The 15483-nt window shown below is 33.3% G+C and carries 15 protein-coding genes; 2 read left to right on the forward strand and 13 right to left on the reverse strand.

Annotated features, from left to right (window positions below; translation table 11 throughout):
• Positions 1-92 precede the first annotated feature (92 nt).
• Positions 93-923 carry a diaminopimelate epimerase gene (gene dapF / locus AMN78_RS00610; protein ID WP_075533701.1) on the forward strand — a complete coding sequence of 277 codons (831 nt, stop codon included), beginning with the start codon at positions 93-95 and terminating at the stop codon, positions 921-923.
• Positions 924-1844, forward strand: coding sequence for a signal recognition particle-docking protein FtsY (ftsY, locus tag AMN78_RS00615; RefSeq protein ID WP_075533702.1), 921 nt, complete (start codon positions 924-926; stop codon positions 1842-1844).
• Here the strand turns inward: ftsY and AMN78_RS00620 are convergent.
• The 13 genes from AMN78_RS00620 to AMN78_RS00680 form a co-directional block, all read right to left on the reverse strand.
• Entirely contained in the window at positions 1827-2630 is an 804-nt protein-coding gene (locus tag AMN78_RS00620) for an alpha/beta hydrolase (RefSeq protein WP_075533703.1), read from the reverse strand. The two genes, ftsY and AMN78_RS00620, sit on opposite strands and share 18 nt — an antisense overlap.
• A complete protein-coding gene (locus AMN78_RS00625; protein ID WP_075533704.1) occupies positions 2627-3529 on the reverse strand; it encodes a DMT family transporter in 903 nt (300 codons plus the stop codon). The genes AMN78_RS00620 and AMN78_RS00625 overlap by 4 nt, the downstream gene beginning before the upstream one ends.
• On the reverse strand, positions 3504-3683 hold the full coding sequence (locus AMN78_RS00630) for a hypothetical protein (RefSeq protein WP_075533705.1): 180 nt from the start codon (positions 3681-3683) through the stop codon (positions 3504-3506). Before AMN78_RS00630 ends, AMN78_RS00625 begins: the two co-directional genes overlap by 26 nt.
• On the reverse strand, positions 3673-5007 hold the full coding sequence (locus AMN78_RS00635) for an amidase (RefSeq protein WP_075533706.1): 1335 nt from the start codon (positions 5005-5007) through the stop codon (positions 3673-3675). Before AMN78_RS00635 ends, AMN78_RS00630 begins: the two co-directional genes overlap by 11 nt.
• A gap of 8 nt (positions 5008-5015) precedes the next feature.
• Positions 5016-6377, reverse strand: a complete 1362-nt coding sequence (locus tag AMN78_RS00640) for a TRAP transporter large permease (protein WP_075533707.1) — start codon at positions 6375-6377, stop codon at positions 5016-5018.
• Positions 6367-6951: a TRAP transporter small permease subunit gene (locus AMN78_RS00645; RefSeq protein ID WP_075533708.1), complete on the reverse strand. Its 585-nt coding sequence runs from the start codon at positions 6949-6951 to the stop codon at positions 6367-6369. The genes AMN78_RS00640 and AMN78_RS00645 overlap by 11 nt, the downstream gene beginning before the upstream one ends.
• A gap of 84 nt (positions 6952-7035) precedes the next feature.
• On the reverse strand, positions 7036-8184 hold the full coding sequence (locus AMN78_RS00650; RefSeq protein WP_075533709.1) for a TRAP transporter substrate-binding protein: 1149 nt from the start codon (positions 8182-8184) through the stop codon (positions 7036-7038).
• A gap of 112 nt (positions 8185-8296) precedes the next feature.
• Positions 8297-9253 carry a 2-hydroxyacid dehydrogenase gene (locus AMN78_RS00655; RefSeq protein ID WP_075533710.1) on the reverse strand — a complete coding sequence of 319 codons (957 nt, stop codon included), beginning with the start codon at positions 9251-9253 and terminating at the stop codon, positions 8297-8299.
• Between the two features lies 1 nt (position 9254).
• Positions 9255-10553, reverse strand: a complete 1299-nt coding sequence (gene glcF / locus AMN78_RS00660) for a glycolate oxidase subunit GlcF (protein WP_075533711.1) — start codon at positions 10551-10553, stop codon at positions 9255-9257.
• Positions 10554-11807: an FAD-binding protein gene (locus AMN78_RS00665; RefSeq protein ID WP_218836529.1), complete on the reverse strand. Its 1254-nt coding sequence runs from the start codon at positions 11805-11807 to the stop codon at positions 10554-10556.
• Positions 11767-13263 (reverse strand): FAD-linked oxidase C-terminal domain-containing protein, encoded by a 1497-nt coding sequence (locus tag AMN78_RS00670; protein WP_075533713.1) that lies wholly within the window; start codon positions 13261-13263, stop codon positions 11767-11769. The genes AMN78_RS00665 and AMN78_RS00670 overlap by 41 nt, the downstream gene beginning before the upstream one ends.
• A gap of 8 nt (positions 13264-13271) precedes the next feature.
• Entirely contained in the window at positions 13272-14435 is a 1164-nt protein-coding gene (locus AMN78_RS00675; RefSeq protein ID WP_075533714.1) for a pyridoxal phosphate-dependent aminotransferase, read from the reverse strand.
• Positions 14436-14484: 49 nt separating this feature from the next.
• On the reverse strand, positions 14485-15483 hold a 999-nt coding region (locus AMN78_RS00680; RefSeq protein WP_075533715.1), incomplete at its 5' end, for an alpha-hydroxy acid oxidase.

The following is a 15483-nucleotide window of genomic DNA, read 5'->3' on the forward strand; positions in this document are numbered from 1 at the left end:
GCACCGCAAAAACATGTGTATTTGCGGAAAGTTTGTGGAAACTACAATTTGGGGTTTTAAAAGTCAATGAATAATTATACTAATCTACTAATATGCCTTTGATTAATGCTTTTAGAATGGATGGTTTAGGTAATAGATTTATTATCGTAGATAGAAGAGAAAAATCCATAAATATACCCAAAGAAAAAATAATTCATTTGGGAAATCTAAAGTCTTTTCATCGTAGTATCGAATTTGATCAAATTATATTCATTGAAAAAGAAATTAATAATGCTTTTCCAATAACCATTTTTAATTCAGATGGAGGTGAGGTAAGTGCGTGTGGAAACGGAAGTAGGTGTGTTGCTTACTTATTAAGCAAAGATTTAAATAATAAAGAAATCAAATTAAAAACAAATAATAGATTTCTTAATGCAAAAATTATTGGAGAGTCAGATGTTCAACTTGAAATGGGGAAACCTATATTTGAATGGACTAAGATTCCATTAAAAGAAAAGTTAGATCACAAAAATATAACTCTTGATATTGATGGTAAAAAATTCACTGATGGGTTTAGCCTCAACGTGGGAAACCCTCATATAATTTTTTTTGTCAAAGATTGTTTTGAATATGATCTAAAAATATTAGGACCAAAAATAGAGAATCATGAATTATTTCCTGATAGAACCAATGTTACTTTTGCTCAAATAGATGATGAGAATAACATTACAGTTAATGTTTGGGAACGAGGTGCAGGATTAACAAAAGCATGTGGAACTGCTGCCTGTGCTACTGCTGTTGCAGCATTTATCAAGAAGTTAACTAAAAACGATATCAATATTAAATTTGAAGAAGGAAGTTTAAATATAAAAATGGATGCAGATTTTAATATACTTATGAGAGGTCCAGTTTCAGAAATAAAACATACTAAACTTGAGATCTGAATGAGTTTATTTGATAAATTTAAAATAGGATTAGGTAAAAGTTCTGATGGGCTCAGTACAGGTTTTAAAAATATATTTTCCAAAAAAAAAATTGATGAAAATGTTCTTACAGAATTTGAAGAGTTAATTATTTCATCTGATGCTGGTGTTGATGTGGCTAAAGAGCTTCGAAAAGATTTTGAAAATTTTAAAATAGATAAAAAATTAGACGATCATAAAGAAATTTTAAAACTTTTAGCAGATAAATTAGCAATAAATCTACAGAAGTATGAAAAAGATTTAAGTCTAATGGGAAACGCAAAATCTTCTGTAATCGTTGTGTCTGGTGTAAACGGTGTTGGAAAAACTACAAGTATTGGAAAACTTGGCAAATATTTTAAAGACAATAATCGATCTGTTGTCTTTGGAGCTGCAGACACTTTTAGGGCAGCAGCTATAGATCAGCTACAAGTTTGGGCTGCGAAAGTAAAAGTAGATATAATTAAGTCAGAGATAAATAGTGACCCGGCTTCTGTTGCTTTTAAAACTGCTGAATTTGCAAAAAAAAATGAAATTGATGTTGCTTTAATCGATACAGCAGGAAGACTACAAAATAAAAAAAATCTAATGGAAGAATACAAAAAAATTATCAATGTCCTGAAAAAAATAGATGAGTCTTTTCCAAATGAAGTAATTCTAGTTCTTGATGCTACTACTGGTCAAAATGCACTGAATCAAGTTGAAGAGTTTAGCAAAATACACAATCTCACAGGTCTTATAATTACAAAACTTGATAGCACTGCAAAAGGCGGGGTGGTTCTTGCTATTTGTAAAAAATATAATTTACCTATTGTAGCAATCGGAATGGGAGAAAAAGAAGATGACTTACAACCTTTCAATGCTGAATATTTTTCAAAAGCTCTTTTAGGTATTGAAACCTAAAAAATTTCTCAAAGCATTCATTAATTGATCATTAAATTCCATCATATGATCGTCATTATCAGAAAAGTAACTAAATTTTGGGTTATTCGCCTTCTCGAATAATTCTAAACCCATTTTAAAGGGAACAACATCATCTTTCTTACCGTGCATGATTAAAATAGGAATATTTATATTCTTAATCTTTTTTAAAGAATCGTACCTGTCTTTAATCAATAAATCGATAGGTAAATAAGGATAATAAATTTTTGCTGCATCAGCGATTGAGGTAAAAGGTGACTCTAAAACAATGCCTGCAAAAGAATTGTCCTGGCCCAACTCTGTAGCAACACCTGTGCCTAGTGACTCACCGTAAAGAATTATATTTTTATTAATTACTCCAGTATTATTAAGCCATTCAACAGATTTTCTAGCATCATTGTACAAATTTTTCTCTGTTGGTTCGCCTAGATTACCACTGAACCCTCTCCATGAAATAATAAGAATATTTACATTTAATTTATTTAACTCATTAAGTTTATGAACCCTATTGGTTAGATCACCTGCATTACCATGGAAGTATAAAATTGTTTTATATTTTTTTAAGTCTTTTTCCAAAAACCACGATTTAAGTTTTATATCTTTATCAACCCCAATAAAAACTTCTTTATATTCAAATTGAATTTCATCTCCCGTGTAGTTATTTTCACTTGGGTGATAAAGTAATTTTCTTTGGTACAAATAAGTGAAAAGTACAATTATTACGTATGCTAATAAAATAGATGATAGCGCTAAGTAAAGATACTTCATACTTTTTTTCTAGCGAAATAAACTCCAGTAAAAACTAATAAACCACCTAAATAATGAAAACTTAAGAGAGGTTCTTCAAAAATTATAATTCCAAAGATAGATCCATAAACTGCGAATAAATATAAAGTAAACCCAGCAAAGGATGCGCCTACATATTTTTGTAACCGTGTATATAAGGAGAAAGCAATAATACTAGGTGAAATAGCAGCAAAAACAATCCAGAACAAAAATGTCTGATTGTAAGTAGTCTTAGCAAAATAAATATTTTCTAAAATAAAAAATGGGAAAAGCGATATAAATCCAAACATTGCGATTAAAGTAAATCGAGCCATTAAACTAAATTTTGATTTCCAATTTAATAAATAAATTGAGTAAAGAGCCCAACCTAAAGCTGCTCCCAAAACCCATAAGTCACCTATTGTAAAATTTAGGTTTATTAAAAAATCTAAATTACCTTTAGATATAATTGTAAAAACACCTGCAATACAAATAAATAAGCCTAATAATCTAAAAAAATTAATTTTTTCTTTAAAGAATAATATCGATAAAAAAATTATTATTACTGGTGAAGATGTATAGATTATACCAATATTTGCCATTGTTGTTGTCATGCCTGCAAGATTTGGAAAAGCCCCACATATACCGCAACCCATTGAGCCTAAGAAAAAAAGCTTAAAAAACTCTTTATTAAAGTATTTTTTATTTTTTAAGATTTCGTTAAAAAAAAATGGAAATAATATAGTGAATACTGTAAGCCATCGCCAGAATGCTAGAGAAATAGGAGGTACTGACTCAACGCCACCTCTTGCTACAATAGTGTTTGTAGCCATAAAAATTGGCTGGATTAACAAAAGTAAATAAGGAGCGTAAGGATTATTTTTTGTCAATGAAGGCTTCATAGAACATCATTACAATTACCATACCCATTAAAATATAAACAGGAAGCACATCAAAAAATCCTATCATCATTGATCTAGTTAGTGTTGTGGCTAAACCAATTAAAAAAAGGGTACAGAGACCAACGCCAATTATTATTGTAATTTTATCCTTCATCTCTACAATTTTTCTCCAGCCAGTTAGCTGTACCTAAAAATCTTAAATCATCAAGCTTATCACCAACCAACTGAACTCCTAATGGTAAGTCATTTTCACCTGTAAGTAAAGGTAATGAAATTGTGGGCAAACCAAGATAAGTCCAGATTTTTTGGAAGTCCGCACTTCCAGTAGATTTTAATCCTTTGTCAGCAACTCCGCTTGATGATGGAGTAATAATTCCGTGGTAATCTTCAAAAACTTCTTTATAAGACTCATAACTTTGTTTCATAAAATCTGAAGCATCACCATATTCTTTTGCTGAATATTTTAATCCTCTTGAGATAGCTTCTCTCATTTCTTTTGAAAGTTTAGTTTTATCTTTTTTATAATAAACTTGAAAATTATTTGCCATATCAACTTCATGAATGATTTGATGATACTTTGGAATATCGTCAAAGTATGACGGTGTATCAAACACCTCTATGTTTTTTTTGAAGTTTTTAATTAGAAATTCAAAAGCTTGCTGTGATTTTTTATTTATATTATTCCAATTTTTCGTTTTATAAAAAATAAACTTTGGATCAAAAACTGGTCCTTTCTCACATTCCTGAATCATGTTATCAGCAGCGAAATAAATTGTTGAGGGGTCATGTAAATCTTTTCTAATTAGTGATTTAGCTAATAATGCAACATCTTTCACACTTTTACCAAATACGCCCATTGTATCTAGTTTATCAGAAACTTTTAAAACACCGTTTCTAGAGATTAATCCATATGAGGGTTTATATCCAACTACACCACAATATGATGCTGGTCTGATTACTGATCCTCCAGTTTGAGAACCCACAGATAAAGGTGCCATATGAGCTGCAACTGCTGCTGCTGATCCACTTGATGATCCCCCTGGTGTTCTTGAATAATCATGAGGATTTTTTGTTTTAGATGGATGTATATATGCAAGTTCACAAGTAACAGTTTTACCCATGATAATTGCCCCTGAATTTTTTAATAGGTTTACGATTTCCGAGTCTTGTGAATTAGACATTTTTTTTCTAAAGACTGTCCCACATTCAGTTGGCATATCATAAGTACCTATAATATCCTTGATTGCAACTGGCATACCGTGCAATGGCCCGAGGGGTTTTCCAGATTTTCTATAAGTGTCCGCTTCTTCAGCTTTTTCTAATAAAAGTTTTTTGTCTAAAAATTGCCAAGCCTGGACGTCTTTTTCAAATTTTTTAATCCTATCTAAATAAGCTTTACAAAGATCTAATGAAGAAATTTCACCAGAATGAAGTTTTTGCGACAAATCGTAAGCACTTAAAGATGTAACGTCTATCATTTAAATTGTTAATTAGCGAATAATGTATCTGGCAACCAAAGAGCTATTCCTGGAAATAGATACATTAAAAACATGGCAAATATAACAATACCTAGGAAAGGCATAATGCCTCTAAATATTTCCATTAACTCTACATTTTTAGATTGGACACCTTTTAAATAGTAGGCGGACATTGCCATCGGCGGTGTTAAAAATGAAGTTTGTAAATTCAAAGCGATAAGCATTGCGAAAAAATATGGATTTACCTCGAAGAAAGCTACTAAAGGTAAAAATATTGGAACAAATATAATTAAAATTTCTGTCCACTCTAATGGCCATCCTAATAAGAAAATAATTATTTGTGTGATTACTAAGAATTGCCATGGTTGTAAATTCATTGATTTAAAGAAATGCTCAAAAACTTCATGGCCACCTAAGTAAGAAAAAACAGATGCGAAAGTCCAAGAGCCAATGAATAACCACATTATCATTGCAGTTGTTTTTGCTGTTAGAAATACAGACTCTTTAAAATTTTTCCATTTTAAAGTCTTGTAAAAATAAGAAAGCACTAATGCACCAAAGGCTCCTACTGCTGCAGCCTCTGCAGGTGTAGCAAGCCCTCCTAAAATAGTTCCTAATACTAATATAATTAATGAGAAAAGAGGTAAGAACGAAACCATAACCTCTTTTAAAATTTCAGATCTTGGCGGAATATCCTCTTTTGGAGGTTTAGGCGCTATTGATGGATTAAAATAAGCAAGTGTAACTGCGTACATTATATAAAGACCAGCTAATAATAATCCTGGGAAAATTGCTGCTGCAAACAATCTTAAAGGAGAAAGCTGAGCAATAACTGAGTAAACAATTAACATGATACTTGGAGGAATCAAAATTCCTAAACATCCACCAGAACAAATTACTCCTGAAGCAAATTTTTTATCATATCCTGCCCTTATCATTGCAGGCCATGCAAGTAATCCCATTAGTGTAACAACAGCACCAATAATTCCTGTCGCTGTTGAGAATAAAGCGCAAGTTACAAGAGCGGCAACAGCCATAGAAGCTGGTAATCTATGAGATGCTAGTCTTATCGCAAAAAACAATCTAGAAACAATTCCGGCTCTCTCAACTAAGTAGCCCATAAATAAAAAGAGTGGGACGGCGGTTAAAACAGTATTATCCATCACTGTATAAGTATTCTGAACAAATAATTGGAAAATTCTATTATCAAAAAAATGTTCCATTCTAGAGGGATCAAAATAAGCGTAGTAACCAAAACCAACTCCCATTGCCATTAATGTAAATGCAATTGGAAAACCAAGTAGAACTGCAAACAGGAATATGCTCATCATTAGAATTGCGATTTCAGGATTGGTTAAACTAAATAACATCTTTTTGATCCTCGTCTTGTGAAGTTCTCATTAACATTTTTTCTGTTTCCTCTGCCACAACCATTCTTGCAGGCCAGTGACCGGTTTGAATACAAATAATTGCTCTACATACTTCGCTGATGCCCTGGATAACTAATAATATTCCTGCTGCAGGTATCAAAGATTTTGCCATATAAATTTGGATTTGTGCCGGACTATTCCAGCTTGTTTCTTTTATCTTCCATGCAAGCGAAGCATATTCATAACCGTAAAACGCAAGCGCGAGTACACCAGGGAAGAAAAATATAAAATATAAAACTAAATCGATATAACCTTGTGTTCTTGGTTTAAAAAGTCTGTAAATTACGTCACCTCTAACATGAGCTTCTGTAGATAAAGTGTATGCGCCTGCCATCATAAAAATTGCACCGTACATTTGTAAACTAAAATCGAAATTCCACAAAGTAGGAGCATTGAAGGCATATGCCATAACGACTTCATAACAAGTTCCTCCCATTAAAATTACAATGCACCAAGAAAATGCCTTTCCTACGGAAGTACTTAAAGTATCTGCAAAATGAATAAATCCCCTCATGAAATTTTAAACTATTCTAATTTTTTTATAATTTCCATAAAAAAAGGGGGCGCAAATACGCCCCCTTTTATGTTTAAAATATAATTAAATTTTAACTTTTGCTATTGAACCGAACTCATTCTCGTAAGCCAACTTGTAATTAGGTTGGTTCATGAGTAAGTATTTCATAACTCTCTTAGCATAAGCTTTTTGTGAGTCTACAATCTTTTTAAAGAATGGATCTTTCTTATTGAAATCACCAATTACTTTATCCCAACCTTTTAGTTGTTGAGCTAAGATCGCATCTGACGTTTGATACACATTTACTTTGTGCTGATTCATCAATTTAGATAAGTCAGCTGAGTATCTTACTAATGCTTTAAAGTAGTTATCACTGTTCGCAGCATAAGCAGCATTTTTTAGGATAGCCTGATGTTTAGGCGATAATCCGTTAAATGTCTTCTTATTTACTGGGATTTCAAACATCTCTTGAGATTGGTGGAAGCTTCCTAAGTGATAATGCTTAGAAACATCTTGCATACCAAACTGAGAGTCTGAAGTTGGGTTGTTAAACTCAGCAGCTTCAATCAAACCTGTCTTCATTGCAGGCTGAATTTCTCCACCTGGTAATTGTCTTACAACCATTCCCATTGCTGTTAATACGTTAGTAGCTAATCCTACTGTTCTGTACTTCATACCTTTTACATCAGATACTTTTGTTACGTTCTTTTTGAACCATCCAAAAGGCTGTGCAGGCATTGGCATATGGAAGAAACCAATATAGTCGAAACCAACTTTTGCAAGTGTTTCATCATAAAGTTTTCTACCTCCACCATACTCTATCCATCCCATAATTTCTTGAGATGACATTCCGTATGACGGACCAGTACCGAATAGAGAAGCTGCTGGATTTTTTCCATACCAGTAAGCTGTTACCCAGTGTCCCATATCAAGCACACCTGAACTTACCGCTTGTCCAATTTCCGAAGTCTTAACTACAGCTCCAACTGGCTGAAGATCAATCTTTAATTCACCTCCAGACATGTCGCCTACCATTTTTGCGTAGTCGCCAGCCATTTCAAAGAAAATGTTAGCGCCTGACGGCCAAGCCGCTTGCATCTTTAAAGTTTGCGGAGCACCAAATGCAATGTTAGGCATTGCAACTGTTGCTGCTGCTGCAGCACCCGTAGCTGCTGCTGCTTTAAAGAACTTACGTCTTGATGGAGTTTTTACTCCTTTTTTTATTTTTGACATATGTCCTCCGTTAGTTAATTAACTGAAATATTTAAGCACAATCTCAAATCAGAGTCTCGACTTATTTTAGAATAATTTTAAAGTAAAATAATAGATTCAATCTATAGGTGTGCTAATTAACTTGATCTTGTGGTTTATTTCCAGAGAAGAAGTCTTCTAAATTTTTCGTAGCTCTAAACGCCATGTCCCACCTAGTTCTTTTTGTTGCGCTTCCTAAATGTGGAAGTAAGAAAATATTTTTTAATTTTAAATACTCTGGATGAATTTTTGGCTCACCATTGTAAACATCTAAACCGTAAGCAAATACTTTTCCACTTTTCAATGCTTCGATCATAGCATCATCGTCAACTATATCTCCTCTTGCTGCGTTACCTACAACAGTATTTTCTTCTAGATAGCTTAGCGTTTCTTTATTCACAAGTTTTGTTGTTTCTGGAGTTGCAGGACAATTAATTGATAAAAATTCACTTTGTTTAAAAAGGCTTTTTAAATCTTTATGATAAATTGCACCATCTTCCAATTCTGGTGAAAGTTTAGATCTATTATGATAATGAATTTCCATATTAAAAGCCTTAGCTCTTTTAGCAACTGCCCTTCCTATTCTACCCATTCCTAATATTCCTAGTTTTTTATTAGACATTTGTTTTCCTAACAAGAAATCCCATGACCATTTCCAATTTTGAGTTTCAGCTGCTAGACGTCCCTCATAAGCTTTTCTAGAAGCACCTAGTAAAAGTAAAATCTGAATATCTGCTGTAGCATCTGTAAGTACGTCGGGTGTATTCGTTACAGTAATTCCTTTTTCTTTTGCAGCTTTTATATCTATATTTCCAAAACCAACTGCGCCATTAGCAATAATTTTTATGGAACTCGAAAGTTTAGAGATGGTATCAGCGCTGATAGGATCAGATACAGAACTTAATATCCCGTCAAAATTTTTGGAGCCATCTATTATTTCTTGAGGTTTATAAATCTTATCGTCTTTATTTAAAGTAACTTCAAATAATTCTTTAAGTTTCTCCTCATTTTCTTTGAGAAGTCTTCTTGTAACGAAAATCTTTTTTTTCATTTTAAAAATTATTTAGTTTATACGGCTTGGGTCCTCCGGTAAACCAATCAAGTAACTCTACGGTATGGATAATTGGTATTCGAGTACCAGCTGAAATTTGTGTCATACAACCAATATTACCTGTTGAAATAAAATCAGGTGAAATCTTTTCTATATTATTTACCTTATTCTTTAAAAGTGATTTAGCCATTTTTTGATGTAAAATATTGTAAGTACCAGCAGACCCACAGCATAAATGTCCCTCAGGAATATCCAATACCTCGTTACCAGTTTTTGAAATTAAATCTTTTGGTTGATCATGAACTTTCTGTCCATGTTGCATTGAACATGCTGAATGGTACGCTATCCTGTATTTTTTTTCAGAATTTAAATTTATGTTTAGCTTTAAGTTTTCATCAAGATACTCAGTAATATCTTTAGTTAGTTCTGAGATTTTTTTAGCTTTCTTTTTTAGGTCTTTATCATTTTTAAAAATATGACCATAATCTTTTAATGTTGTACCGCATCCAGATGTGTTACTTATTATCGCATCTAATCCATTTTGTAGATACTCGTCGTGCCAGCTTTCAATATTATTTTTAAATGAATCGTGTGCTAATTTTTGTTTACCCAAATGATGATTTAAAGACCCACAACAATTAATATCTGGCATCACAACAACTTCAACATTGTGCCTATTAAGAAGTCTTATAGTAGCTTCGTTTATTTCAGGAGAAATAACTCTTTGAACACAACCAGTCAATAAAGCGACCCTTGAAACCTTCTTGCCTTTTTTAACTTCGTAAACTTTCTGCTCTTTCAATTTTTTTCCTGGGATCTTATCTGGCATTAAATTTAATGCGTTTCTAATAAATTTTGGAAATAAAAAACTAAATGGTTTTATTAATTTAGAAGATAATGCCATTAACAAAAAGACTTTTGGTCTTGGCAAAACAAACGAAAGTATATTTCTAAATACTCTATCCAAAAAAGGTCTCTTGTAAGTTTCCTCAACGTAATTTCTGCCATGGTCAATTAAATGCATATAGTTTACCCCTGAAGGGCAAGTCGTCATACATGAGTAACAGGATAAACAGCTATCAATGTGTTTTGCTATTTCTTTTGTGGCTGGTTTTTTATTCTCTAACATATCTTTAATAAGATATATTCTTCCTCTTGGTCCTTCTAACTCCTCTCCATTTACTTGATAAGTAGGGCAAGTAGCATTACACATTCCGCAATGAACACATTTTCTTATAATTGTTTCACTTGTTTTATTGTCTTTGTTTAAAAGTTGTTTATCAGTAAATGAAGTTTGCATTTAAATTCCTGTGTACATTTTTCCCGGGTTAAAAATTCTCTTAGGATCAAAACTCCTTTTTATTTTTTCACTTATTTTATACTTAATTGGATCTATTGTAAAAACGTCTGCAGAAGCCTTTAGATCCTCCTCAATTTTAATGATTGTGTAATAACCATGATGTTTTTTCACTATTTGTTTAGTTTCATTAAGTATTTTGCTATTAATCTCATTAAAGGCCATCCAAACCAAACTTCCTCCCCAATCTATAAAATAATTTACATCATTGCTTTTAAGTTTTTGGATGACTTGTAGGGTCTCACTTATTGGTACAACTATTCTGAGTAAATTGCTTTTTAAATTTTTAAAAACTTCTAAATTTTTTGTTCTATTCCAAAAAATATTACTTTGTTCAGTGTCTAAAATTGATATTTCCTGGCTTAAGAGTTTAAGTTCTTTAGATAACCTATCAATTCTTTGGTCCACAGAGTTTGTCGGGCCTTCAATCCTTATAGCTGTTAAGCCACCTTCATGGGTAAGATCATTTAAAATAAAATTTTTTCCAAAATAATCCGGGTAAAATACACCTCCAGATGGATCTGTTGAAGAAGAAAGAGATTGACCGAGATAGCTCAGTGCTTTTTTAAGGTGAGGATTTTTTATAACCAAAGTTTTACTTGTCTCGGGTTTTGGTAAAACTTTAATTGAAAGCTCTGTTAATATGGAAAGTGTTCCGAATGATCCTGATAACAGTTTACATAAATCATACCCAGTGACATTTTTTACAACAGTGCCCCCGGATTTAATAGTTTCACCTTTTCCATTTAAACCTTGAAAACCTAATACATGATCCCTAACACTTCCAACTTTAAATCTTCTTGATCCAGCAAAATTACAAGAAACAACTCCACCGATAGAACCGCTATTGCTTTCTCCACTAAACAAATAACCGAAATCATTAGGTTCAAATGCTAATTGTTGATTATTTTTATCCAATTGCTTAACTATTTCTTTTATTGGAGTTCCTGCTTTAACTTTTATATAAAGTTCTTCAGGCTTATACTCGATTACGCCGCTGTAACTCGAAAGGTCTAGTGTTTTTTCGGATTGAAAGTTTCTACCAATTTTATTTTTAGATTTTAGGCCATTAATTTCTAGAGGGATGTTTTTTTTGAAACAATTTTTTACTATTTCAACTATCTCCTCTCTAGTTGATGGTTTAAAAACGTTCTGATTAAAATCTAGGGATGTCTGGGAACTTTGTTTTTCCTCCATGGACATGAACTCTTCCTTCCTCAGCACATTTTCTAAGTATTGGATAAACTTTGCCTGGATTTAATAATGAATTAGGATCTAAAGCTACCTTAATTGTCAATTGTTGTTGAATATCTTTATCATTGAAAGCTTCGCACATTAATTCTCTTTTCTCTATTCCAACACCATGTTCACCAGTAAGTGCGCCACCTACTTTTACGCAGTATTTAAGTATATCCGCCCCAAACTCCTCACATTTCCTTAAAGACTCTTTATCATTTGCATCAAACATTATTAAGGGATGAAGATTTCCATCGCCTGCATGAAAAGCGTTAGCAACTGGCAAATTATATTTTTTAGACAACCTTGTGATTTCATTCAAAACCTCTGCTAATTTTCCTCTTGGTATCGAACCGTCCATACACATATAATCAGGTGCTAAAACACCACAAGCTGGGAAAGCTGCTTTTCTTCCTGCCCAAAATTTTAATCTTTCCTCTTTTGATTTATTTACTTTTAGACTTGAAGAATTATTTTTTTCTGCAATCTCTTTTACTTTTTGAATATAAGCTTCAACCTCATGCTCTGTTCCATCAAATTCTATTATCATTATTGCCTCAGCGTCTGTTGGATAACCAGCTTTGGAATAATCATTAGTAGCTTTCGTTAAAGCCTTGTCCATTATTTCGCAGCCTGCAGGTATACAACCTTTAGCAATTATTTCTGCAACACAATTACCTGCATCTTCAATAGTTGGAAAACCTATCAAAGCTGCTTTCACAACCTCAGGAGACTTTAAAATTTTTACAGTGACTTCCGTGATCACTCCTAGAAGACCCTCTGAACCTGTCATCAAACCTAAAAAGTCATAGCCTTCAGCGTCCATCGCTTTTCCTCCGAATCTAGTAATTGTGCCATCCATCAAAACTACTTCGATACCTAAAAGGTTATTTGTAGTAGCTCCATACTTTAAAGAGTGAACACCCCCAGAATTTTCAGCAACGTTTCCACCAATTGAACAAGCAATTTGGCTAGATGGATCTGGAGCATAGTAAAAACCTTTGTCTTGAACAGCATGAGTGATTGCTAAGTTTGTTACACAAGGTTGAGTAACTACGCATCTGTTTTCGTAATCAATTTCAATAATTTTGTTGAATTTTCCCATTGCCATTAGAACACAGTCCTCTAAAGGTAAAGAGCCGCCTGACAATCCTGTTCCGGCTCCTCTCGGAACTACTTTTACTTTATTTTCATTACAGTATTTTAAAATTTTGCTAACTTCATCTACAGTTTCAGGCATGACTACAACTAATGGCATTTTTCTATAAGCAGTCAAAGCGTCTGTTTCGAAAGGTCTCAATTCATCAAGGTGATGAAGTACATTTTTAGATTTTATAATTTCTTTTAGATCTGAAACAATTTTGTCTTTTTTAGACATTACTACTTCATCAACTTTTGGCATTTGTAAACTACTCATAATCAATTCTACTTAAGCATTTTTGAGATTTTTTCTAGTGCTTTTTGAATGTTATCCCTAGAGGCTGCAAAGCTAAAACGAACGTAATCTGTAGATGTTTTTCCAAAAGCTGTTCCAGGTACAATTGCCACACCAGCCTCGTGCATACATTTTTTTGAAAATTCCGACCCACTCATGCCTGTTCCTTTAACATTTGGAAAAGCATAAAATGCTCCTCCTGGCATGCTACATGTTACTCCTGGTAAATCATTTAATCCTTTGTGAATTAATTTTCTTCTTTGATCAAATTTTTCCATCATATGATGAATGGAGTCGTCGGGCCCATCAAGTGCCGCTATTCCAGCAAACTGGGAAGGGGCATTTACGCAAGAAAAACTATTAATTGCTAATTTTGTTACATGAGAAATTAGTTTTTCTGGCCAGACACTCCAACCCATTCTCCAACCAGTCATTGAGTAAGCTTTACTCCATCCATCTAAAACTATTAACCTGTCCTGCAAATCAGGATAATTGAAAAAAGTAGGCATTTCTTTTCCATCGAAAATTTGCCTACTATAAATTTCATCACTTAAAATTGTGACATGAGGATGTTTCTTTAAACCTTCTGCAAGAAAGTCGATTGCTGGTTTTTCAACAAAACTTCCCGTAGGGTTGTTAGGGTTGATCAAAATTACAAGGCGAGTCTTATCTGTAATTAAAGATAAAATTTTTTCAGGATCAAACTTTAGGTCTTTTTCTTTTGTTAGGTCATATGGAACTGCTTTAGCGCCAGTATAATTTATCATGGACTCATAAATTGGAAAACCAGGAGTTGGATGAACTATCTCTGCACCAGGTTCACCAATCATTTGAATAGCAAAATACATTGTAGGTTTACCGCCTGGCATAATCATAATTCTTTCAGGATCAACTTCTTTTTTATAAAGACTTTTTATTTTTCGAGAAACTGCCTGTCTACATTCTGTGATACCATTTGCTAAAACATATCCGTGGTGACCGTCATCAATAGCTTTTTTCGCTGCATCCATTATGTGTTGAGGTGTTTTAAAATCAGGTTGGCCAAGTCCTAAGTGAATCATTTCTTTTCCTTGGGCTTCAAGTTTTTTAGCTTCAGCTAAAACGCTAAACGCTGTTTCTGTTCCAAGTCTGTCTAAATTTTTTGCTAATTTCATAATCTAAACCTAGTATTTATTGACGCTTTTGCAAACTAGTTTTTTTGCATCACCTATAGGCGATTTTCGTTTTATTTAGCTCTTTTATGCTTTTACAGCCTAATAAAATCATGTCTCTTCTTATTTCATCTCTCATTCTAGTCAGAATCTGCTCTACGCCTTTCTGACCACCTGCGCCTAACGCAAATAAAAAACCTTTTCCAAAACTACATGCCGTTGCTCCTAAAGAAAGTGCTTTGAGAACATGTGTCCCCCTTCTAATTCCACCATCTAAAATAATTTCTATTTTTCCTCCAACTGCATCTGCTATTGCAGGTAATTGGTCGAACGGAGATCTCGATCCATCTAGTTGTCTTCCCCCGTGATTTGAAAGCATAATTGCAGATGCTCCAATATCAACAGCTCTTTTTGCATCTTCAACAGACATAACTCCTTTTAAAGCAAACGGTCCACCCCATTTTTTTACAACATACTCAGCGTCTTTCCAGCTCATTGCAGGATCATATTGTTCATTGATATAATCCATTACTCCTTTAGCGATGCTAGATCCTTTTTTTGTCCAATGAGATACGTTTGATAATTGGAATTTTTCATGTGTTAAATAATTAAATGACCATTTCGGATGCATTGCAAAACTCATCAGACTTTTTAAAGTTAGTTTTGGAGGAGTAGTGAAACCCCATCTGTGATCTCTTTCACGATTTCCTGCAACGACAGTATCAACAGTCAAACACATTGCTTTAAAGCCAGAGCTTTTACATCTATCAATTAAATTGTCTGTTAAGCCTTGGTCCTTGTGAATATAGAGTTGAAAAAGTTTTGGACCTCCAGAAATATTTGCTACTTCTTCAATTGAGGAAGTTGCCATTGTGGACATGCTATAAAAAGTTCCAAATTTTTCTGCTGCCCTTGCTGAAGCCTTATCTCCATCATGATGGTAAAGTCTTTGCATTGCTGTAGGTGATAAAAAAATTGGTAAATCGATCTTCTGTCCGAACACCGTCGTTGATAAGTCAGGTTCACCAACACTTGCAAGAATGTTTGGCAC

Origin of the sequence: Candidatus Pelagibacter communis (assembly GCF_001179945.1) — a bacterium.
In the GTDB taxonomy this organism is placed as follows: domain Bacteria; phylum Pseudomonadota; class Alphaproteobacteria; order Pelagibacterales; family Pelagibacteraceae; genus Pelagilacustribacter; species Pelagilacustribacter ubique_A.